Origin of the sequence: Mycobacterium shigaense (genome assembly GCF_002356315.1) — a bacterium.
Taxonomy (GTDB): domain Bacteria; phylum Actinomycetota; class Actinomycetes; order Mycobacteriales; family Mycobacteriaceae; genus Mycobacterium; species Mycobacterium shigaense.
Genome location: NZ_AP018164.1, coordinates 3387262 through 3407747, shown reverse-complemented (window position 1 = coordinate 3407747; position 20486 = coordinate 3387262). Strand labels below are relative to the sequence as shown.

Annotated in this window: 21 protein-coding genes; 13 read left to right on the top strand and 8 right to left on the bottom strand. The window is 67.5% G+C overall.

The window, feature by feature from the left end:
• The first annotated feature begins 31 nt into the window (after positions 1-31).
• The gene (locus MSG_RS16010) at positions 32-886 is read left to right on the top strand and encodes a 5'-methylthioadenosine/S-adenosylhomocysteine nucleosidase family protein (protein WP_232011047.1); all 855 of its coding nucleotides are present in this window, start codon (positions 32-34) and stop codon (positions 884-886) included.
• Between the two features lie 8 nt (positions 887-894).
• Here the strand turns inward: MSG_RS16010 and MSG_RS16005 are convergent, their stop codons facing one another.
• Complete coding sequence (locus tag MSG_RS16005) at positions 895-1749, bottom strand: sulfurtransferase (RefSeq protein ID WP_096441092.1); 855 nt, start codon at positions 1747-1749, stop codon at positions 895-897.
• Positions 1750-1815: 66 nt separating this feature from the next.
• Here MSG_RS16005 and MSG_RS16000 point away from each other — a divergent pair, with 66 nt between their 5' ends.
• Complete coding sequence (locus MSG_RS16000; RefSeq protein ID WP_232011046.1) at positions 1816-2292, top strand: hypothetical protein; 477 nt, start codon at positions 1816-1818, stop codon at positions 2290-2292.
• On the opposite strand, the gene MSG_RS15995 is transcribed toward MSG_RS16000, so the two are convergent.
• From MSG_RS15995 to MSG_RS15975, 5 genes are all read right to left on the bottom strand, one after another.
• On the bottom strand, positions 2289-3398 hold the full coding sequence (locus MSG_RS15995; RefSeq protein ID WP_096441090.1) for a glycosyltransferase: 1110 nt from the start codon (positions 3396-3398) through the stop codon (positions 2289-2291). The genes MSG_RS16000 and MSG_RS15995 overlap by 4 nt on opposite strands.
• 170 nt (positions 3399-3568) lie before the next feature.
• Positions 3569-5092 (bottom strand): FAD-dependent monooxygenase, encoded by a 1524-nt coding sequence (locus tag MSG_RS15990; protein WP_096441088.1) that lies wholly within the window; start codon positions 5090-5092, stop codon positions 3569-3571.
• Entirely contained in the window at positions 5085-5717 is a 633-nt protein-coding gene (locus tag MSG_RS15985; RefSeq protein ID WP_096444593.1) for a TetR/AcrR family transcriptional regulator, read from the bottom strand. The genes MSG_RS15990 and MSG_RS15985 overlap by 8 nt, the downstream gene beginning before the upstream one ends.
• A gap of 65 nt (positions 5718-5782) precedes the next feature.
• Positions 5783-6958 (bottom strand): AAA family ATPase, encoded by a 1176-nt coding sequence (locus MSG_RS15980; protein WP_096441086.1) that lies wholly within the window; start codon positions 6956-6958, stop codon positions 5783-5785.
• A 34-nt stretch (positions 6959-6992) separates the two neighbouring features.
• Positions 6993-8579: a Na+/H+ antiporter gene (locus MSG_RS15975; protein WP_096441084.1), complete on the bottom strand. Its 1587-nt coding sequence runs from the start codon at positions 8577-8579 to the stop codon at positions 6993-6995.
• Positions 8580-8790: 211 nt separating this feature from the next.
• Between MSG_RS15975 and MSG_RS15970 the strand changes: the two genes are divergently transcribed.
• The 4 genes from MSG_RS15970 (at position 8791) to MSG_RS15955 (ending at position 11439) form a co-directional block, all read left to right on the top strand.
• Positions 8791-9225 carry a protease inhibitor I42 family protein gene (locus tag MSG_RS15970; protein WP_096444592.1) on the top strand — a complete coding sequence of 145 codons (435 nt, stop codon included), beginning with the start codon at positions 8791-8793 and terminating at the stop codon, positions 9223-9225.
• 64 nt (positions 9226-9289) lie between these two features.
• Entirely contained in the window at positions 9290-9769 is a 480-nt protein-coding gene (locus MSG_RS15965; protein WP_096441082.1) for a hypothetical protein, read from the top strand.
• Between the two features lie 106 nt (positions 9770-9875).
• A complete protein-coding gene (locus tag MSG_RS15960; RefSeq protein WP_096444591.1) occupies positions 9876-10574 on the top strand; it encodes a DsbA family oxidoreductase in 699 nt (232 codons plus the stop codon).
• 46 nt (positions 10575-10620) lie between these two features.
• The gene (locus tag MSG_RS15955) at positions 10621-11439 is read left to right on the top strand and encodes a 1-acyl-sn-glycerol-3-phosphate acyltransferase (protein WP_096441081.1); all 819 of its coding nucleotides are present in this window, start codon (positions 10621-10623) and stop codon (positions 11437-11439) included.
• An 82-nt stretch (positions 11440-11521) separates the two neighbouring features.
• On the opposite strand, the gene MSG_RS15950 is transcribed toward MSG_RS15955, so the two are convergent.
• Positions 11522-12901, bottom strand: a complete 1380-nt coding sequence (locus MSG_RS15950) for an FAD-binding oxidoreductase (RefSeq protein WP_096441080.1) — start codon at positions 12899-12901, stop codon at positions 11522-11524.
• A 105-nt stretch (positions 12902-13006) separates the two neighbouring features.
• Here MSG_RS15950 and MSG_RS15945 point away from each other — a divergent pair, with 105 nt between their 5' ends.
• From MSG_RS15945 to MSG_RS15935, 3 genes are all read left to right on the top strand, one after another.
• On the top strand, positions 13007-14548 hold the full coding sequence (locus MSG_RS15945; RefSeq protein ID WP_096441079.1) for a serine/threonine-protein kinase: 1542 nt from the start codon (positions 13007-13009) through the stop codon (positions 14546-14548).
• 129 nt (positions 14549-14677) lie between these two features.
• Positions 14678-15025, top strand: coding sequence for a Rossmann-fold NAD(P)-binding domain-containing protein (locus MSG_RS15940; protein ID WP_096441078.1), 348 nt, complete (start codon positions 14678-14680; stop codon positions 15023-15025).
• Positions 15022-15723, top strand: coding sequence for a cupin domain-containing protein (locus tag MSG_RS15935; RefSeq protein WP_096441077.1), 702 nt, complete (start codon positions 15022-15024; stop codon positions 15721-15723). Before MSG_RS15940 ends, MSG_RS15935 begins: the two co-directional genes overlap by 4 nt.
• On the opposite strand, the gene MSG_RS15930 is transcribed toward MSG_RS15935, so the two are convergent.
• Positions 15693-16817, bottom strand: a complete 1125-nt coding sequence (locus tag MSG_RS15930) for a cytochrome P450 (protein WP_096441076.1) — start codon at positions 16815-16817, stop codon at positions 15693-15695. The genes MSG_RS15935 and MSG_RS15930 overlap by 31 nt on opposite strands.
• 44 nt (positions 16818-16861) lie before the next feature.
• Here MSG_RS15930 and MSG_RS15925 point away from each other — a divergent pair, with 44 nt between their 5' ends.
• The 4 genes from MSG_RS15925 to MSG_RS15910 all read left to right on the top strand — a co-directional run bounded on the left by MSG_RS15925 (position 16862) and on the right by MSG_RS15910 (position 20465).
• Positions 16862-17314, top strand: a complete 453-nt coding sequence (locus tag MSG_RS15925) for a VOC family protein (protein ID WP_096441075.1) — start codon at positions 16862-16864, stop codon at positions 17312-17314.
• Positions 17315-17602: 288 nt separating this feature from the next.
• Positions 17603-18850, top strand: a complete 1248-nt coding sequence (locus MSG_RS15920) for an HNH endonuclease signature motif containing protein (protein ID WP_096441074.1) — start codon at positions 17603-17605, stop codon at positions 18848-18850.
• A gap of 149 nt (positions 18851-18999) precedes the next feature.
• The gene (locus MSG_RS15915) at positions 19000-20010 is read left to right on the top strand and encodes an EcsC family protein (protein WP_096441073.1); all 1011 of its coding nucleotides are present in this window, start codon (positions 19000-19002) and stop codon (positions 20008-20010) included.
• A gap of 221 nt (positions 20011-20231) precedes the next feature.
• Positions 20232-20465, top strand: coding sequence for a hypothetical protein (locus tag MSG_RS15910; protein ID WP_142404479.1), 234 nt, complete (start codon positions 20232-20234; stop codon positions 20463-20465).
• Positions 20466-20486: the final 21 nt, after the last annotated feature.

The following is a 20486-nucleotide window of genomic DNA, read 5'->3' as shown; positions in this document are numbered from 1 at the left end:
CAGTGAGCCCGAAATCCACGAACCCGAGGATGTGCCCGCCCTGAGCCTCGAAGAGCGCACGCTCGTCCTGGCCGCCTTCCCGGCGGAGGCCGACGCGGTGCTGTCCCACACCATCCTCGACCCCAGCCCCGTGGTGACCGTGGGTCGTCGGCACTACTACCTCGGCGCGATCGGAGCAAAGAAGGTCATCGTGGCGATGACCGGTATCGGCATGGTGAATGCGACCGACACCACGCAGGCCGCACTCGCCCGATTCGCCGCCGTCGATGCGGTGGTGTTTTCGGGTGTGGCCGGTGGCGGCGGTCACGTCCGCATCGCCGACGTCGCGATACCCGCGCGGTGGACCCCGGACAGCGGCAAGACATTTCGTCCGGTGGATCCCGGTCTGTTGTCGGCGGCCGAGGCGGTTTCCGTAGCGCTGGCAAGCGCGGGCGGCCGGATGGTCAGGTTGCGGCACCAGCCGCGGGTCGTGACCGGTGGCGACGGTTGCAGTTACGACAATCACAACGGCCGGGCTTTCCCCGGTATCCCGAACGGCGGCAGCGTGTTTGGCTGTCAGCCGCGCACGGCCCCCAACCGCTCGCGTCGATACACGGGCAATTTCTTTGAGGCCGCGTGGCCGTGGCTGAGACACGGGCTTGTCGGCAACATGAGCATCGCGCTGGCTGGTGATCCGGCCTTCGATGCCACCGACAACGAGACCGCCGCGGCGCAGGCCGTCGCCGATGCGCGTGGCGTCCCGTTCCTGGCTGTCCGCGGCATCTCCGACGGGGTCGGCGATCCCCTTCGCCTGCCAGGCTTTCCGTTTCAGTTCTTCGTCTACAACCGGATCGCGGCCCGCAACGCCGCGCGGGTGACGGCGGCGTTCTTGCGGAGCCGGGCCTGACGGTGGCGCTATTCGGGACCGCGGGCGACGTCGCGGCTCGCGTCCGAACTCCACTCCGACCACGAGCCCGGGAACAGCGCGGCGTCCCGATCCATGGCGGCAAGCGCGGCGATGACGACGCCGGCGGTCACTCCCGAGCCGCAGTAGGCGCCGATGGGGCCGTCGGGATCGATGCCGTGATCGGACAACAGTTGGGCTAGCGTGTAGTCGCCCAGGAAGGTGCCGTCGCCGGCCAGCACGGTGGTGCTCGGCAGGTTCTTCGCGCCGGGGATATGGCCGGCGATAGGGTCCAGCGGTTCGACGTCGCCGCGGAAGCGTTCGGGTGCCCGGGCATCGAGCAATGTCACGCCGCCCGCGCCGGCTTGTTGCGCCGTCAGGGTCGGACGGGCACCGGCATACAAATCATCTTGTGGCACAACCACGTTTCCGGCCTGCTGCTCGACCGGACCCGTTTCGATGCGGTGTCCGGCCGAGCGCCACGCGGCCAGGCCGCCGTCCAGGATCCGCACATTCGTCAGCCCGGCGGCCGTCAACACCCACCACGCGCGCGCCGAACCGGCCCGATTCCAGTCGTCGTAGACCACCACCAACGATTCCTGCCGAATCCCCCACCGCCGCGCGGCGGCTTCCAGGCTGCGCCCCGAGGGCAGGGGGTGGCGGCCGCGGCCGGCGATGGTGTGATCGCTGAGCTCGTCGTCGAGGGACACGTACACCGCGCCCGGAAGGTGGCCCTGCAGATAGGCCGGGCTTCCGTCGGGTTCGTCGACCCGCCAGCGCACATCGAGGATGCTCAGCGGCTCGCCGGCATCGAGGACGGCCGCCAGCTCCGTGACGGTGATCAGCACTCGGTCGCGCGCTTCCATGCGGGTCAGCCTAGTCCCGGCCGCAAGAGTGTTTCCTCTCAGCAAACGGCGGCGTACTGTCCGGGTATGTCACAGCAAATCCGGAGGCTCATCGCGGCCTGGCTGGCGTCGGGCGTTGCTTTGGCTGTGCTGCCCGCGATTCCGGCCTCGGCGGCGCCCAATACCAGATGCGCGCTGACCACCTCTGTGCAAGAAGTGCACAGTAAGTCTCAGCTACCGCCGGAACTCCTCAAGCTGCTGCCGCCCATTGCCGATGTCGGCCAGCCCTTCAACTCGACGGATTCGGTCAGCGATCCCAACGCGCCGTTCCGGCGCCTGATCCGGGCCGGCCACCGGGGCGCCGACTGGTTCATTTGGTACGAGCATGGGGGTGCCGGCTATTCCTGGCAGGCCGTCGTCGCGCGCGTGGCGCTGGGCTCCGCGCCCACCGTGCTGGCGAACGCCCAGACGATCTCCGACACGCTGTGCACGCTGACCGACGGCGTCCTCGCCGGGCAGGTCCCGCCCTATCCGCCCGGCGCGTGGCCCGTCTCCGACTTCTAGGCCGTCGGTACCAGCGTCGCCAGCATGCCCGCGGCCGCGCGCTGCCAGGTGAACGCCTCGGCGCGGCGCCGCGCGCAGATCCGGCGGTGAAATTCGGGCCGGCTGATCACGGTGCCGACGGCCCGGGCGATGGCCTCGGGGTGGTTGTCGGCCGAGGCCCCGCTATCGGGGGTGATGATCTCGGTGAGCGCCGAGGTGCGCGAGACAACGGCCGGTGTGCCGCAGGCCAGCGATTCCAGCGCGGCCAGCCCGAAGGTCTCGTGTGGCCCCGGCGCCAGCGTGACGTCGGCCGAGGCGAGCAGCCCGGCGACCGTCTGCCGATCGGAGACGAAGCCGGTGAAGTCGATCGGCAGCCCGGCGGCCTGCCGCTGCAGCTTGGTCCGCATCGGGCCCTCGCCCACCACGACCAACCGGGCATCGACGCCGAAGTCGCACAACGCGGCCAACGCGTCGACGCTGCGGTCGACGCGTTTTTCCACCGACAACCGGCCGCAGTGCACCAGCAGCAGCTGTTGCGGCGTGGCCCATCGGCGGCGCACCAGATACGAGTGCCGGCTCGGGTGGAAGGTCTTGAGGTCCACGCCCAGCGGCACCGTCACGACGTTCGTCGCACCGATGCGGTCGAATTCTTCGCGGGCGAACCCGGTGGTGCACACGACGGCGTCGTACTCGGCGGCGGTGCGGCTGTTGGCGAAATCTGCGAGGCTTCGTGCGGTACGCCCGGGAAGTATCTGTCCGGCAAGACGATCCAGGCGCTCGTGCGAGATCATCACGGTGGTGGCGCCGTGTTCGCCGCCCCACTTGCCCAACGACCTCAGCGTGAGCCGGTCCGAAACTTCCAGCGCGTCGGGTTGCAGCACTTCCAGCAGCGCCTTGACGGGACCGGGCATCACCGCGCGATAACCACCGGTGAAGGGAATCAACCACGCGGGCATGGTGATTCGCACCACACCCGTGGGCAGCAGGGTGCGCTCGGGGCGGGGGCCGGGAACGATCAGGAACACTTCGTGGCCGCTGGCGCAGTATTCCGCCCCCAGTCGATCCACCGCGGTGCGCAGGCCACCGGAGCGGGGGCCATAGAAGTTGGCGACCTGTACTACGCGCATATTCGACAGGACACGCGGCGCTCGTGTGCAGTCAACGATGCGGGATCAACGCGTGCCTTAACAGTCCATGAATTCCCGCTTGGCGGTGGGCGGTTGCGCGAGGACCAGGCAATTTGCCCGGCTCTGAGCGACAATCGCGCGGCAGAGGCTGACCCCATGGACCCGCGCAGTTAGTCGGCCCGCGGCGGCCCGAACCAGCGCCGCAGCGCGGCAGGCAGCGCCATTTCGGCCGACTCGTCGAATGTGTCTGCCGCCCAGGCGACATAGCCGTCGGGACGGATCAGCATCACCGCGGCGGGCCCGTCAGTGATGCGCGCCACAACGGTGTCGACGCGATCAGCCCAGCCGCGCGCCGCTACCGCAACGTCGCCTTCCAGATCGAGTAGCACCGGGCGCGCCTCGTGCAGCAATTCGGTGACCCGACGACCGTCGTCGAGTGTCAGGTCCGGGACGAGCCGACCCGACAGCGGGTGATCGTCGCCGACGTCGTAGCGAACGTCGGAGCCGGCCAGCAAAGCGGCCATGTGCAGCTGCACGGCGGGAATCGTGAAGAGCTCACCCAAAAGTGTTCGGAGCGAAGTCACTTCGGGCCCGGGCGCCATCAGCGCCGTCTGCGCCCGCGAGTGCATCATGACGCGCTCGCCCACGACGTACCGCTCTGACTGATAGGTGTCGAGCAACCCGTCAGGCGCGGTGCCGTTGACCTCCGCTGCCAGTTTCCAGCCGAGGTTCATGGTGTCCTGCAGGCCCAGATTCAGGCCGGGGCCGCCCATCGGGCTGTGCACGTGCGCGGCGTCGCCGAGCAGCAGGACCCGCCCGTCGCGGTAGCGCTCGGCGATCCGGGTGTTCTGCCCGTTGATCCGGCGAAGGGCATGCGGCCCTTCGCCTTGAGGCTCTTCGAACGCAAAGTCCACGCCGAGGACGCGGCGGGTGCTGTCGCGCAGCTCGGTCAGGGTCATCGGGATTTCGGGGACCGGTGGGCTGAATTCGATGGTGCCGAGCAACGAACGGCCAGGCTCGAATTCAGCGTAGATGATCCCGCCGCGGTCGAGCCGCGTGTGGCCGAAGGGCAGCCTGCCGAAACCCGGAATGTTGACGCCGCCGTCGGCGCGACGCATCTGGTCGGGGATGTGCACGTGGCCGATCCGACTGACGGTGAGTGCCGTGCTGCCCGGGAAGTCGATGCCCATCGTCTTGCGGACCAGGCTGTGGCCGCCGTCGGCGCCGACGACGTAGCAGGCCGCGATCGTGTATTCGCGTTGCGGCGACGACACCGTCGCCGCAACGGATTCCGGCTCGGCTTCGATGCCGGCGAGCCGGTGGCCCCAGCGTGGATCCACCCCTAGGTCGCGCGCCCGTTTTTCCAGCAGGCGCACCAGCCGCGGTTGCGGGATGGGCAGCACGTACATCGGGTTGTCCGGCACGCCAAGAAAGTTCAGCATCATGGCTGCGAATCGTCCCTCGGAGGCCGGCCGGGGCGGATCTTCGTCGCCGGTACAGGTCCGATACAGGTTGCGCATGTCCAACAGTCGGACTACCTGCCCGACAAGCCCGTTGGCCTTCGGCTCCAGGCTGGGTCCGGGTAACGTGTCGAGCACGACGGGCCGGACGCCGCCCAGCGCGAGCTCGCAAGCCAGCAGCAGCCCGTTGGGTCCGGCGCCCGCGATCACGACATCGGCGTGTTCGTCAGCCACGGTGTGCCTTCTTCCTCGAGGGTTCGGGCAGCGTCACGCTCACAGCGGCGAAACCCTCACGGATCAATGCGGTGATCGCCACCGGCGGATCGGCCCGCACATAGGCCTCGGCCGCGGCGTCGCCGATGGCGCGCATGACCGCCACGACCAGGCGCGGATAAAGATCGCGCTCCGGATCGGTGCCGGTCCGCTCGCCAATCTCGTCGAGCCACTCGTCAAACAGCTGTTGCGGCAACGCCTTACGCACCTGGGGATTCATCAGCAACTTGCGGACCTCGACGAGTTCCTGGCGGCTGGGCACCAGGTCGTCGTCGCCACCGGAATCGGCGAAGTCTTCCTGTAGCGGAACAAGCGCGGCATGCGTGATCGATGTCCACAGCGGTTCGTCCGTCGGGCGCTGCCGGAACGCGTCGAGGCTGTGGCGCAGCCGCTCGGTGTGTCGGTAGGCCAGTGCCTCGTACTTGCCGCTGAAGTAGTTCGTGAAGGTGCGCAGTGAAACCCCGGCCAGTTTGGCGATGTCCTCCCGCGTCACGTTGTCGAGTCCACGCTCGAAGGCCAAACTCAGCGCGGCATCGCTGAGTGCGCGCCGGGTGTCGGCCTTCTTGCGTTCGCGCAGTCCCGTCACGACGACCAACGTACGTGAAACATGCCCAATAGGCAATATTGCCTGCCGGGCAAATGCTGCGGCCTTTAGCGACTGCCCCAATCCCAGCGCGGGGTCGTCAGCAGCGTCTGGCCGGTGATGCGGGTTTCGCCGTAGTCCTTGTGCAGCTCGATTTCGACGGCCTCGTCGGCGCTGGCCTCGGCCACTGGCACGGTGTCGAGGAATTCCAGCAGCGACCGGGAGTGGGTGACGACCAGGACCTGGGTGTGCGCGGCCGCGGCCCGGATCAGCGAGGCCAGTGGGCGCACCAGGCTGGGGTGCAGCGAGGTCTCGGGTTCGTTGAGGACCATCAGCGAGGGCGGCTGCGGGCTGAGCAGCGCGGCGGCCCACAGCAGGAAACGTAATGTACCGTCGGATAATTCGGCCGCACGCAGTGGACGCAGCATGCCGGGCTGCCGCAGCTGCAGGTCGAACATACCGTCGTGAATCCCGACGGAGATGGTGGCGCCGTCGAACGCCTCGGCGACGGCGTCGCTGAGGTCGTCGAATCCGGCCTCGAGGATGGTTTGGATCGCGGCGGCCAGGTCGCCACCGTCGTCGGCGAGCACCGGGGTGCGGGTGCCGACGTGGGGCCGTCGGGCGGGTGCGCCCGCGTCGACCCGGAAGCCGTCGTAGAACCGCCAGCCGCGCAGCCGTTCTCGCACCGCCGCGAGTTCGGGCAGTGCCTGCGGGTGGGCGTATTCAGCCAGCACGCTGCGATACGAGGGCAGGGACCGGCACAGCTCGTCGAAACCCGAGCCCGTCGAGGCCTCGGCGAAGACGCGTGACCGGCGCACCAGCGTCGCGCTGGGCCGCAGCACCGGCCCGGCGAAGATCACCTCGCGTTTGATCTCCGGATCGCGGGCGAACACCGACTTCCCGGCCGACTGCGGAAGGCCGAGGTCCACCAGATAACCGAAATCGTCTGCGGAGAAGCCTAATTCGAGCGATACCGGCCGGGTTCGTACCGTCCCCTCGGTTTTGCGGGAGCGTCGAGCGCCGCCCAGCTGCTCGGGCCCGGCCCACAGCACCGATTGCAGACCGCCTTCGCGGGCGAGTGAGCCGATGACCTCGCCACGTCCGCAATCCGCCAGCAACCGTAGTGCGCGGTACAGCGACGACTTTCCGGTGCCGTTTTCCCCGGTGATGATCGACAGCCGGCCCAGCGGCAGGATCACCTCGCGCAGCGACCGATACCCGCGTATCGCAACGGTCTGCAACATGTCGCCGACTGTACGGCGCGGGACCGACGCGCCGTCAGTTGTCGGCGGGGTCGAGCAGTTGCACTTCCTCGAGGTCCATCTCGGATTGCAGCTCGCGCAGCACGATGTCGTCGATCACGCGCTGATTGCGCAGGTCGGTGATGGCCCGGCGCTTGTGATCGAGCACGCCCAGGCGGATCCGCCGCACCAGATCGCTGTGTTTGGCGAGATCGTTGGTGGTGCCGTCGTCGTTCTCCTCGATCAGCGCGGCGTGCTCTTCGAATTCTTTTTGCAGGCGGGCCAACATCTTTGGGCTCGCACCGAGCTCGGTGGCGACGACGGGCAACGCCTCGAGCGCGGCCTGGCTGCTCCGGCAGCGGGCCAGCTGCAGCTCTTGCTCGAAGGTGACGTCCTCGGGCATGCGCGCCCAACGAACCACCGCGGGTAGCGTGATGCCCTGGACGATGACGGTCACGAGAATGACGACGATCACGACGAAGATGAGCAGGCTGCGGTCCGGGAACGGCGCACCGCTGAGCGTGGTCGCCGGGACGGCGAGCGCCGCGGCGAGCGACACGGCTCCGCGGAATCCGGCCCAGGCGGTGACGAAGCGCTGACGCCAGTCGACGCGGCGTTCGCGCTGCGCCTCGCGCCGGTCGATGAGACGTAGCAGCAGCGTCGTCGCCTCGCCCCAGAAGATCCGGGACACGATGATCACGCCGGTGACGGTCAGCGCGATGAACACGGCGTGGCGAATCCCGCCGTCGACGCCGGCGGTGCCGCGCACCGCGCCCGGGATCTGGACGCCGACAAACACCCACAGCGAGCCGTTGATCAGGAAGGTCGCCATGTCCCAGAAGCCGTAGGACAACAGCCGGGAACGGGCCCGGATCACCAGCGGCCCGGAGTACGTCAGCACCAACGCCGACGTCAGGACCGCGACCACACCGCTGCAGTCCAGCGCCTGGGCGATCAGGAACGCCGCGAACGGCGTCAGCAGGCTGATGGCGCCTTCCTCCTGCGGCGCGTCGATGCGCTTCCGGATCAGGGTCGCCAGCCCGCCGACCAGCAGGCCGGCCAGAATGCCGCCGCCGTAGGACAGGATGAAGCGCAGCACCAGGTCGGGCGGGGTGATCTGGGCCCCGCCGATCGCGACGTGGACGGTCACGACGAACAGCACCAGCGCGGTGCCGTCGTTGATCAGACTCTCGGCCCGCAGCACGGTGAGCGAGCGGCGGGGCAATCGTTTCGCCAGACCGGCCACGGCGGCGGCGTCGGTGGGGGACAACACCGCGTCGAGGACGGCGGCGGCGTGGGGTTCCATGCCGAGCGCGCGCGCCGTCCAGGACACCGCGACGGCGGTGGCGATCACCAGCAGGACGCTGAGCAAGATGATGATGCGCAGGTTCGCGCGGATCTCCCGGATGCTGGTGTTGAGGCCTTCCCAGTACAGGATCGCCGGCAGGAACAGCAGCAGCACGATCTCGCCGTTGATGTGCACGTGCCCGAAGGCGGGGACCAGACCCAGCAGCGCACCGAGCACGATCAGCAGCAGTGGCGGACCCACGCGATACCGCCGGCCCAACACGGTTCCGACGATGACGGCCGACACCAGTGCAACGATGAGTTCGAGCCCAAACACTTAACCATCTTTACGTACACGTCAGCGCGGTGCCGCACGGGCGTAACCCGTCATGGGCAGTCGTCGCGGTCTTTTCGCTTTGCCAGCGCCCGGATAGCAAACATTGCCGCAATGAGCGGCTGGGCTGCCGAGATCGCCGGCATTGCGACCTCCGGTTCGAACGCCGACGGGGAATACTAGGCTGCACGCCATAATGGAAGAGATGGCTTTCGTGAAGATCAGAGTGTTGGTGACCATCGCGATGCTCCTCTCGTCGACGTTGATGGGATGCCACTTCGCGTCGAGGAACCCGCCGACGTCGCGGACGCTGCAGGTCTCCATGGACGAGGTCTCGAAGCAGAGGTCGATCACGCAGAACGTCACGCTGGCGGTCGGCAACACGCTCAAGGTGCAGCTGGGCTCGAACTACAGCACGCCCTACCGCTGGGCGGCCGAGACGAAAATCAGCGACAAGAGCGTCATGCGGCAAGCCAGTCACCAGTACGTCGCGCCGAGCACCGACGCGCTGGGGGCGCCCGGCAGCGAGGTCTGGACGTTCGACGCGCTGAAGTCCGGGACGACGACGATCTCGACCAGCTACTCCAGCTTCGTCGGCAAGAACCCGGCGCCGGTGTGCCAGTACTCGGTGGTCGTGACGGTGCAGTAATTGCTTTGACCGCCTCTGTGGCAAAGCACTGCGGACTTGCTGTGGTTCGGCTATCGTCCTGGCTGTGCGTGGCTTTCTCCGCAACTGGCCGCAGCTGACCAACGTGCCCGCCGAGCTTCGCGACGAGCTCGAGGCCGAGGGGTTGCTATTCCTCGCCCAACGGGTCGGTGTGGTCCGGCGCTTCAGCGGCCATGTGCCGGGGGTGTTTTCCGCCTCGGGCGTCTCGCGGTACACGGGGGCGTTCGCGTTCAGTGCGGAGCGCGTGGTGGCAACGTTCCCGACGCGTGCTGACCCGGGGCTGCGGTCGATCGACTGCCCGTGGGAGGTGGCGCGCGGGCCGGCGGCCGCGACGATGACGCCCAAGGGCCTGCTCATCGATATCGACCTGCGCGGCGTGGATCGCGCCTTCAGCGGATCGATGAAGTTCCACTACCAGAAGACGATTCCCGCCGACGTGCTGGCCGCGTTGCCGCGCACGACGCTGCGGTTTCCGGTGCGGCCGGTGTTCGTGTATCGCGCGGCCGGGGTGCGTCCGAAGCCGTAGGTGCTGGGTGTCCGGACCGGGTATCTGGCCTCGGATTTGGTAGCGCCTGCGCCATCCCGTGGCGGACAATGTCGTGGGGCCGCTTTCGGGGCGCAAGGAGTCGGTGATGAGCGTGAGCGTGGATTTTCATTTCGATCCAATGTGCCCCTTCGCCTATCAGACATCGCTGTGGATCCGAGATGTGCGCGTGCAGTTGGGGATTGACATCAACTGGCGGTTCTTCAGCTTGGAGGAGGTCAATCGCGTCGAGGGCAAGAAGCATCCGTGGGAGCGGGATTGGTCCTATGGATGGTCGTTGATGCGGATCGGCGCGCTGCTGAGCCGGTCGGAAATGGCGTTGTTGGATCGATGGTATGCCGCGATCGGCCGCGAGCTGCACTCGCTGGGTGGCAAACCGCACGATCCGGCCGTCGCGCGCCGGCTGTTGGGTGAGATCGGCGCCGACGAGGCGATTCTCGATGCGGCACTGGCCGATCCGACGACGCACGACGAGGTGCGCGCCGATCATCAGCGCGTGCTCGACGCGGGCGGGTACGGCGTGCCCACGCTGTTCATCGACGGACAATGCCTGTTCGGGCCGGTGTTGGTGGACCCGCCGACGGGGCCGGATGCCCTGCGGTTGTGGGATGTCGTGACCGGCATGGCCTCGTTGCCGCACGTGTACGAGCTGCAGCGGCCGAAGTCCGCCGCCGACGCTGAGCTGATCGGCCGGAGTCTGCGCCCCTATCTCGGCGGCCGCGACTGGGTCAGCATCAACCGTGGTGAGGTCCTCGACGTCGAGCGGCTCGTCGGTGGAGGCGGTTGACCGGCGGCGTAGCATCGGCTCACGCTCAACGACGAGCGAGGAAGACATGAGCGGCGACAGCCACGACGACTTGACCGACGTCGACAAATGGGACCGGGGGCTGACCGAGCATGTCATCGCGCTGACCCGGCCGATCGTCAAGCGGTATTTCCGCTCCGAGGTGCGGGGCCTGGAGAACATCCCGCCGGGTGCGTCCCTGGTGGTGGCGAATCATTCCGGCGGCATGCTCACGTTCGACCTTTCGGTGTTCGCCGTCGACTATTACGACGCGTACGGCTACGACCGTCCGCTCTACGCGCTGGGCTTCGACACCGTCTTCGCCGGACCGGCCGCCGACTTTTTCCGGCGGACCGGGGTAATCCGTGCGACGCGCGAGAACGCGGCCATGGCGCTGGCCGCCGGCGCCGTAGTGCTGGTCTTCCCGGGCGGCGACTTCGACGTGTACCGGCCGACCGTGCGGCAGAACGTCATCGACTTCGACGGCCGAACCGGCTACATCACCACGGCTTTGGAGGCGAACGTCCCGATCGTCCCCGCCGTCTCCATCGGCGGGCAGGAAAGCCAGTTCTTCCTGAGTCGTGGCAAATGGCTGTCGCGTGCCCTCGGGCTGACCAAGTTGGAGCGCAGACTATTCCGAACGAATATCCTGCCGATAACGTTCGGTTTCCCCTTCGGGTTCAGCGTGCTCGCGCCCCTTAACATCCCGCTGCCCACCAAGATCGTCACCGAGGTGTTGCCGCCCATCGATCTCACCGAGTTCGGCGAAGCCCCCGACGTCAAGCGGCTCGATGCGCACGTGCGCTGGGTGATGCAAAAGGGGCTCAAAACATTGGCTGCGCAGCGGCATTTCCCGGTCATTGGCTGAGGGGCGGGTGCTGTCGGGCGGGTACTAACGCGCCCGAGACGAGTGACGATTTGCCCGCCTCTGAGCGACAACTGGCGCCAGCCTATTCCGCTGCGAACACCACTCCGGGATTGAGGATGCCGGCCGGGTCGAAGCTCTGCTTGATCCGGCGCATCAGCTCGATCTTGGCCGGGTCTTCGAGCTTGCGGTAATACGGGCTCTTGGCGCGGCCCAGGCCGTGCTCGCCGGAGATCGCACCGCCCAATTCCATTGCCAGCGCGAAGATGTCGGCCAGCATCTTCTTGCGAGCTCCCGCTTCCTTGCAGATGATCGCCAGGTGCACGTTGCCGTCGCCGGCGTGCCCACAGCCCACCGCGGCGCCGCCGACGGCCGCCGCCAGCTCTCGCGCTCCGGACAGGAATTTCGGCATGGCGCTGCGCGGCACGACGGTGTCGATCAGGTCGTCGGCGCCCATCGCCTTCAACGTCCAGAACGCGTTCTCGCGCGCCTCGATCAGCTTGCGCGCCGAACCGCCTTCGAGCACATACGCATCGAGCGCGCCCAGCTCGGCCAGCAGCTCGCCGGTCCGCTCGACGTCCTCGTCCAGCCGGTCGGCCGTCCGGTTTTCCAGCGCCACAACGAGATACGCCTGGCAATTGTCGCGGATCTTGTGGGGGACCCCGAGTTCGAGCTTCTGGGTGTGCACCAGGGCGGCCATCGTCAGGTTGTCGATGTACTCGAGGATGTAGGGCACCAACCCGCTGGCGAGAATCCTCGGCACCGCGATCATGACCTGGTCGAAGTCGGTGAACGGGGCCAGCACAGTGGCGCTGTGGTCGAGCCGCGGATGCAACTTGACGATTACCTCGGTGGCCAGCGCCAGGGTGCCCTCGGAGCCGACGATCAGCTGAGTCAGGTCGTAGCCGGTGGAGATCTTCGCGATCTTGCCGCCGGTGCGGATGATCTCGCCGGTCGGCAGCACCGCCTGCAGGCCCAGGACGTTCTGCCGGGCGATCCCGTACTTGACGGCACGCATGCCGCCGGCGTTCGTGCCGACGTTGCCTCCGACGCTGGACGACAGCTCGCCGGGGTGCACCATGTATCGCAGCCCGGACTCGGCGGTCGCGATGTCCAGCTCGTTGAGCGTCAAGCCGGGTTGGACAACAGCGACCTGATTCGTGGTGTCGACCTCGAGGACGGCGTTCATCCGCTCGAACGAGATCACCAGCCCGCCCTCGACCGGCACCGCCCCGCCGGACAAGCCGCTGCCCGATCCGCGTGCGGTCACCGGAACCTGGTGTGCTGTAGCAGTTTTCAGCAGCTCGGCGACCTCCTCTGCGGTGGCCGGCTTGGCGACGTAGGCCGGCCGTTGCGGTGCCGTCGTCAAGACCTCGTCGTGCCAGTAGTCCTCGGGGATCGCATCACCGGTCAGCAGGTGGTTGCCGCCGACGATGTCTGCGAACCGCGCCGCTGTGTCGCTCATGCACGCACTCTATCGCCGCCGGCGTGAGCAGGCGCACGTTACGTCTACGGCGAAAGCGGGAACCCGCGGAGCTGACTGTTTTCGAGTTGGCGGAAGGGACGCGCATTGTTCTCCTCGCACCGTTCCCGGCTCGGCACGCGGTTGGGGCCTTACGAGCTGCGCTCACTGCTCGGCACGGGCGACACCGGCGAGGTCTACGGGGCCTACGACACGGTTAACGATCGGATGGTCGCACTCAAGCTGTTGCGCGGGAGGTTCACCGGGGACGCCGGTTTTCGGCAATGTTTTTGGCACGAATCCCGGCTGGTGGCCCAGCTGCGGGAGTCGCACGTCGTTCCGGTGCACGACTCCGGCGAGATCGATGGGGAGCTTTTCCTCGACATGCAACTCGTCGAGGGCGGCAGCCTGCGGGACTTGCTGCGCGAGCAGGGTGTGCTGGAACCTTCGCGCGCGGTGTCGATCGCCGGGCAGGTAGCCCGTGCGCTGGACTCCGCCCACGCGGCCGGGCTGGTGCACCGCGACGTCCGGCCGGAAAACATCCTACTTACCGGCGACGATTTCGCGTATCTGACCGGTTTCGGCGTCGAGCGTTCGGGTTCCTGGGCCTACACGGCGCCGGAACGGTTGCGCGGCGGCCGAATTGGGCCGCAGGTCGATGTGCACTCCCTGGCGTGCGTACTCTACGAGTGCCTCACCGGCGAGACGCCGTTCCATGGACACGAGGTGCGCGACGCGCACCTGTTCTCGCCGCCGCCGCGGCCCAGCATCATGCGCCGGGGGATCGGCCGGGGGCTCGACGACGTCATCGCAATCGGGATGGCGAAGCAGCCCGCGGCACGGTATCCCTTGGCGGGGGAGTTCGCGCGGGCGGCCAGGGAGGTGGTCGCTCCGGTCTTCGAGCCGGTCGGGGCCGGCGCGGGGCAGCTGCCCCTTCCTCGGACGCGTCCCTTCCGGGCGCTCTCCGAACCGTTGCCCGCGGAGACCACGCCCGCATCTCTGGCGCGCCGGGTCGATGCGCGGCTCGTGCTGATCGGCGCGGCGGTGGCGACGTTGGTCGCCGGTTTACTAGCGGCGGTGGCATCGGTATTCGGCGACGATCACACCGGTTCGCAACTGCCGCCACAGGCGAGCGCCGCACCGGCGCCCTCGGCCCCGCCGCCACCGAAGACGCCGACGCTATCGCACCCGCTAAAGGGCGCCGACGGCTTGGGCTTCGTTGGCGAATCGGCGCGCTGCGACCCGCGCAATCCGCCGGCCGCTGTCGTGCGGACCGCGAAGTCGCTCGCGGTGGTGTGCCAAAACCTCATCGGGACTTACTATTACCGCGGCGAGCGGATCAGCGACGGCGCCCACATCGAACTGTCCAACGCCGAGCACGTCGGCGACGGATTCGAGGTCACCAACCCGGTCGACGGCGTCGTCTACGAGGTCCGCCCGCACCGGCTGAAGATCATCAGCAACGGCCACGTCGACTCGTCGGAGCGGGTGCTGCGGTCGTCCAGCGTCGTGACCGGGGTCGTCATCGATGGTCATGTACCCGACATTGGACCTCAGTCGATCGCCGGTCAAGTAACTCGCTCGGCCGCGCGGCGCAGGGACTTCCGCCCCTGTCGTGGCGGTTCTGAAACGTGGTCGGATGCCTGGTGAGCCTCTGCCGAAGCCAGCACCACTAAGGACTTCATGCCTCGCACCGCCTATGTCACCGGAGCGGCCGGTTTCGTCGGCCGTCATCTAGGCCGAACGCCTCGTTGCCGACGGCTGGCACGTCACGGCGTTGTGCCGGCCCACCGACCGGGCCGAGGCGGGGTCTGGGCGTCCTTCAAAGAGGTCGTCAACACCATCGAGGAGCTGCTGGGCAAACCGCAGACGACACGGGTGGCCCCGCGACTGGTGGTCGCCCTGCTGTGTGCGGCATCGACCGCCACCTCCGTGCTCACCGGTCGCGAGCCGGAATTGACGATTCCCAAGTATCGGCGTGCGGTCGGGGACCTACGGGTGGACGATCGAGTGGCCCGCGAGGAACTCGGGCTGAACCATACGCCGCTGAAACAACAGCTTGCCGACACCGTCGCCTGGCTTACCCAGGTCGGGTCGTTGGATCCGGAAAGGGTTGAGAAACAATGACTATCGTCGACAGGGGCAGTGATTTCGGTGTCGATTGGGTGGATGTGACCATCGAGCCGCATCACGTCGAGCAGTTCGGCGACGCGGACGTGCGGATCTACGAGGCCACGATCCCACCCGGGGGCGCCACGTTGTTTCACCGCCACACCTTCGACACCCTCTACGTCGTCACCGCCGGTGGGCGGTTCCGCTCCGAGGAGCCGGGACATCAGAACCCGGGCACCCGCCCGGGGCGGTCCACGCCGCTGCTGCGCCAGCTGTGGTGGCTGCTCGCCCGTAAGTTGGGCGGCGGCTGGATTTCGATGCCCACCGGCACGCTCATCGCGCAGCCGCACCGCACCCACCCGCTGATCCACCGCGTCGTCGGCGACCCCGGCAACGCCGCGCCGATCCGCATGCTCGGAGTCGAACTGCACCGCGACCGGCCGACGTCGGGCGCTCTGCCCAGTGCACCCGGGATTCGGGTTCAGAACCCAGGCCACCGGTGGCCGGCCTATCGGCTCACCGCCCCGGCCGGCGGCCGTCCGTTGGAGGTCGAGCTCGCGGGTGGCGGTGTGCTGGTGGTCGTGGCGGGTGAGGCCAGCGTGGAGAACGGTGGGCACGTGCACGACGTGCGGCCCGGTCAGGCGGTGCGGCTGCCGTTGGGACGCAACGCCATCCGCTCGGATCAGCTCGACGCGGTGCTGGTTCCGTTGTGAGGTAAAGGTTTCGGGGTGAACGTGATCGGCAGGGTGCCCAGCCCGGTCATGGCGGGGTTGCCCAGGTATTGGTGGACGTTGTCGACGTCGACGACGTAGTCGGGGATGCGGTCGAGCACCGCCTTGGCCATGACCTCGGACATCACGCGCGCCAGGTGCGAGCCGATGCAGCGGTGTGGCCCGAGCCCGAACGCGACGTGGCGGTTGGGGGAGCGGTCGAGGATGATGTCGTCGGGCCGCTCGAATTCTTTTTCGTCGTGGTTGGCCGACAGCCAGCTGACGATGACGCGGTCGTTTTTGCGCAGGCGTTGCCCGTGCAGCTCGACATCCCGTGCCACCGTGCGGCTCAGCGAGCGGTTGACGGAGAAGTAGCGCAGGAATTCGTCGGTGGCGGTGCGGTACAGCTCGGGGTGGTCGATCAGCTGCTGCCGCAGTTCTGGGTGGGTGCCCAAATTCCTTAGCATGAGCTCGGTTTGGGATGTGGTGGTGTCGACGCCGCCCGCGATGAGGTTCCACAGGATGTTGAGCAGCTGCTCGTCGTCGAGGCGCTTGCCGTCGAACTCGAACTGGATGAGAAAACTGGTGAGGTCGCCTTGCGGATCGGCGCGCCGGGCTGTCGCGTAGTCGAGGACGAGGTCCATCTGCCCGTCTTCGATGCGTCGGTCGAGGAAGTGGTGTGCCCGGTCTTCCATGAATGGCCGGAGTTTGTCGACGGCGCCGGGGGAGAGGAACGGCGCCAGCGCGTGCCGCAGGGCCAGGTGATATGGGCCGTCTATTTCGCCGATGCCCAGGGCTGGATGGTTGTCGGGCCGGGGGATGCCCATCTCACCCTGGTAGTCGACGCCGTCGGGGGCGTTGGGCTCGTATTTGTGGGCGAAGGTGTCGCCATCGCGGGCCGAGTGGCTGACCGCTTCGTAGCTGCTGAGGTACCAAAACCCTTGGTAATTGGTGTTCCACGCGACGGGACATTTTTGCCGTAGCTCGGCGTTGACCGCGTCCTGGTTTTCGTTGAACGCATCCGAATGGTGGTCGAAGTCGACCACGGCGTTGGGGCTGACGCCGGGTGGGGTGGTCGGTGATTGCTTTGTGGCTATCTTTGCATTATTAAGCTTCTGGCGGCCGACGGGAAGTAGGGGCGATGAGCAATTATCGAACGATCTTCAACCACGTCGGCCTGTGCGTCCGGGATACCGCGCGGTCGCGCCGGTTCTACGAGGGCCTGCTCGGCTTCCAGTTCTGGTGGGACCTCGAGCCACCCGACAATATGACCGCCCAGCTGGTGGGCCTGCCGGAGCCGTTAGGAGTGCGCGCGACCTACCTGGTGCGCGACGGCTTTGTGCTTGAGCTGATGGACTATTCGAAGCTTGAGGTGCACGTGGGGTCCGAGCGCACGATGGATCAGGTCGGCCTGACACACATTTCACTGTCGGTGGCGGATTTGCGCGGGGTGCTGGAGAAAGTGCCGGAGTTCGGGGGAGAAGTGCTGCAGGGTTCAGTTTCCCCGGGTGCAGCAATGATCCGGGATCCTGACGGCCAGTTGCTGGAGCTGCTGTCGGATGGATGGCTGAAGGCGTTGCCGCCCAAGCCGTAGTCTGCCATCAAGCTCGTGCGGTCACAGCAGAAATACGTTGTGCGTCAAAGCCGTAGAGAGACACAGTAACGAGCGCGCCTCATCGGAGGACCGTTGCGTGCGGCCTCTTCCGATGCCGGGACAAGATCATGTCCCTCGCCGAGCCGCCGGACCTCGACGTGGCGCTGACACCCGCGCCTCGCGACGCTGGCGGTGGGCGGGCGGCCAATTGGGCTGTGCTGATTGGGGAGTGAGGGCACCTGTAGCCGCTGGCCAAATGTTGTCGGACTGTTCTGCTTTGATGGCGTTATGTCGTTCCCTGCAGCGCCTCCGTTGGTCGAAAATGTTGCGCGGCGTGTGGATGTGTTGTTCGAGGAGTTGGCGGAGTTGGTGGGTCAGCGCAATGCGATTGATGGGCGCATTGTGGAGATTGCCGCTGAGATTGATCGCGACGGGCTCTGGGGCGTGACGGGTGCGCGGTCGGTGGCGGCATTGATGGCCTGGAAGCTGGGGGTGTCGTCGGGCAACGCCCAGACGATCACCACGGTGGCGGGCCGGCTCGAGGAATTTCCGCGCTGCGTCCAGGGCATGGCCGCGGGGCGGTTGTCGTTGGATCAGGTCGGGGTGATTGCGGCGCGCGCCGCCGAGGGCTCTGACGATCATTATGTGCAGCGGGCGCAGGTGGTCACGGTTAATCGGCTGCGTACCGCGGTCGCGCTGGAACCGCGCTCGGACCCCGAACCTCGGCCGCAACCGGGGCCGTCGATCACCAAGACCACTGATGAGGCGTTCGCGTGTTGGCGCATCCGGCTTCCGCACGCCCAGGCGGCGACGTTTGAGGCGGCGTTGGCGTCGCATCGGGAGGCGTTGGTCGCCGAATGGAAGCGCGACCGCGGCCAAGGTGAGCGCGCGTCAGAGACGGCGCCGCCGTTGTCGGGCACCCTGGAGGCGTTTCTGCGTCTGGTCGAGACGGGCTGGGATGTCGAGGCGGTGCGCCGACCCCACGGGCAACGCACCACGGTGGTGGTGCACGTCGACGCCACCACGGGTGCTGCGGCGTTGCATCTGGGTCCGCTGCTGTCCGACGCCGAGCATGGCTACCTGACCTGTGAGACCACCGGTGAAGTCTGGTTCGAGCGCAATGGAGAGGTCATTGGTGTCGGCCGGAGCACGCGGTTGATCAGCCGGCGGCTGCGCAGCGCGCTCGAGCACCGCGACCGGGCGTGTGGGGTGCCCGGGTGTGGGGCTACCCCCGGTCTGCACGCCCACCATCTGCGGCATTGGCAGGACGGCGGGCCCACCGAATTGGGCAACCTGGTGCTGGTGTGCCCGTATCACTACCGGCAACACCACCAGGGCGCCATCACCCTGACCGGGCCCGCCGCCGAACTCGTCGTCACCGACAGCGACGGACACCGGCTAGACCCAGGATCGCTGGCGCGCCCGCAGACCCAGGCCCGGCCCGACGTTCCACCGTGCCCTGGCCCCACTGGCGAACGCGCCCAATGGTGTTGGTACCAACCCTTCCAACCCCACCCACCACCCACACCCAACTAAGCCCGGCCGCCTGGCTCTCGATCATCAACGCACACAACCAAACCCGCTGGCCCGCGGACTTGCGGCACGCCCTCGTCGGCCTACCGGCCCGCTCGCACCCGGCGGCTGTGCTGTGATGGTGCTGCAACCGACGTCATAGGGAGCAGCACGTGGCGCTATCTGCCTACGAGCAAGACCAGCTCACGAAGGTCGCCGCTCACAAGGAGCGCGCCCTTCGCCAGCAACGCCGACTGCTTCCCTTCAGCGTCGACGACGTGCGCTCGGGGCTCTTCGACAGGCTGCCGAAAGTCCCGGGTCTGGCCGTCGTGACCAAGCCCGGTGCGGCCCTCCTCGACGCAACGGCCTCCGGTGCGGGCAAGTTGATGGCCAAGACGAGTGACCTCACGACGTCTCCGACCCGCGTCATTGCCGCGTACGCGGAGAAAGGCCACCCGGTCACCCAGCTGGAGGACATCGGGAAGCTCGACCTGCGGATCGTCGACGACGTGGCGTCCTTCGGCCTGCTGCACCACGCCTACTCGCTATCGGCGGCCGTCGAAGGTGTGGCGACCGGCCTGGCCGTCAGCGGCGGCGAGGCCGTGGCGACCGCCGGCGCGGCGGCATCCGTCGGAGCCGCGGCCGGCCCGGGACTGGGCACAGTCGCCGCGGCCATGGGCTTCGACGTCGCCGCGCTGTTGACCGCCTGCAGCGGCGTCGTGGCCCAGGATGCCCTCTATTACGGCTACGACCCGCGCGAGCCCGCCGAAGAGATCTTCTTGATGCAAGTCATCGGACTGGGGCTGGCGGCGAGCACCTCAGCGAAAGCCGCCGCCTACCAACGCCTTACGATGCTAACGGAAAGCCTTGCGCGAAAAGATGATTGGGACCGACTCGACGAGCAGACGTTCGCCAAGGTGGCGCAGAGGTTCGCCGTCAACTTCGGCCAGTCGGTGACGCGGAAAAAGCTTGCGCAGCTGGTGCCAGTCGTCGGAGTGGGAATCGGCGCGGCCCTGAACTGGAAGACAGTCGCCGGAATCGCAGATGCCGCCTATTGGGCCTACCGGGAGCGCTTCTTGTACGAAAAGAGCGGAAAAGCCGCCGGCGGCGACGTCGACGTCATCGATATCCTCAATTCGGAAGGCGTCCAGATCGACGGCCCCAGTGCCGACGAAGACACGTGAGTCCACAAGGACTACAACTGCACCATGGACGCGAAGACAGTTGCATCGGCGGCGATCGCCCTAGCCGCTGTCGGCCGCACGGCGACCGCGCACGCGGACACCGTCTACCAGTTTCAGTCCCCCTCGGGAAACATCACCTGCGTCATGTCGGCGCTCCCCGGCACCACACCTCGGGCGTCGTGTGGGCCATCGACCACACCTGGGTGATACCACCGCGGCCGATGAACTGCGTAGGCGCCTTCGGCGACCAGATCGACCTGGCGCAGGGCAGCTCACCGGCCATGACCTGTCACACCGACACCACCCGCGGCAGCGCACTGCCGACTCTCGAATACGGCGAGAGCCGTTCGGCGGCAACTCTCACCTGCGTCAGCGAGCCTGCGAGCATCACCTGCACCGACTTGGGCACCGGCCACTACTTCCGCATCTCGCGGGAGTCCTTCCAACTGAGATAACCGGTCCACCGGCCGATGCCG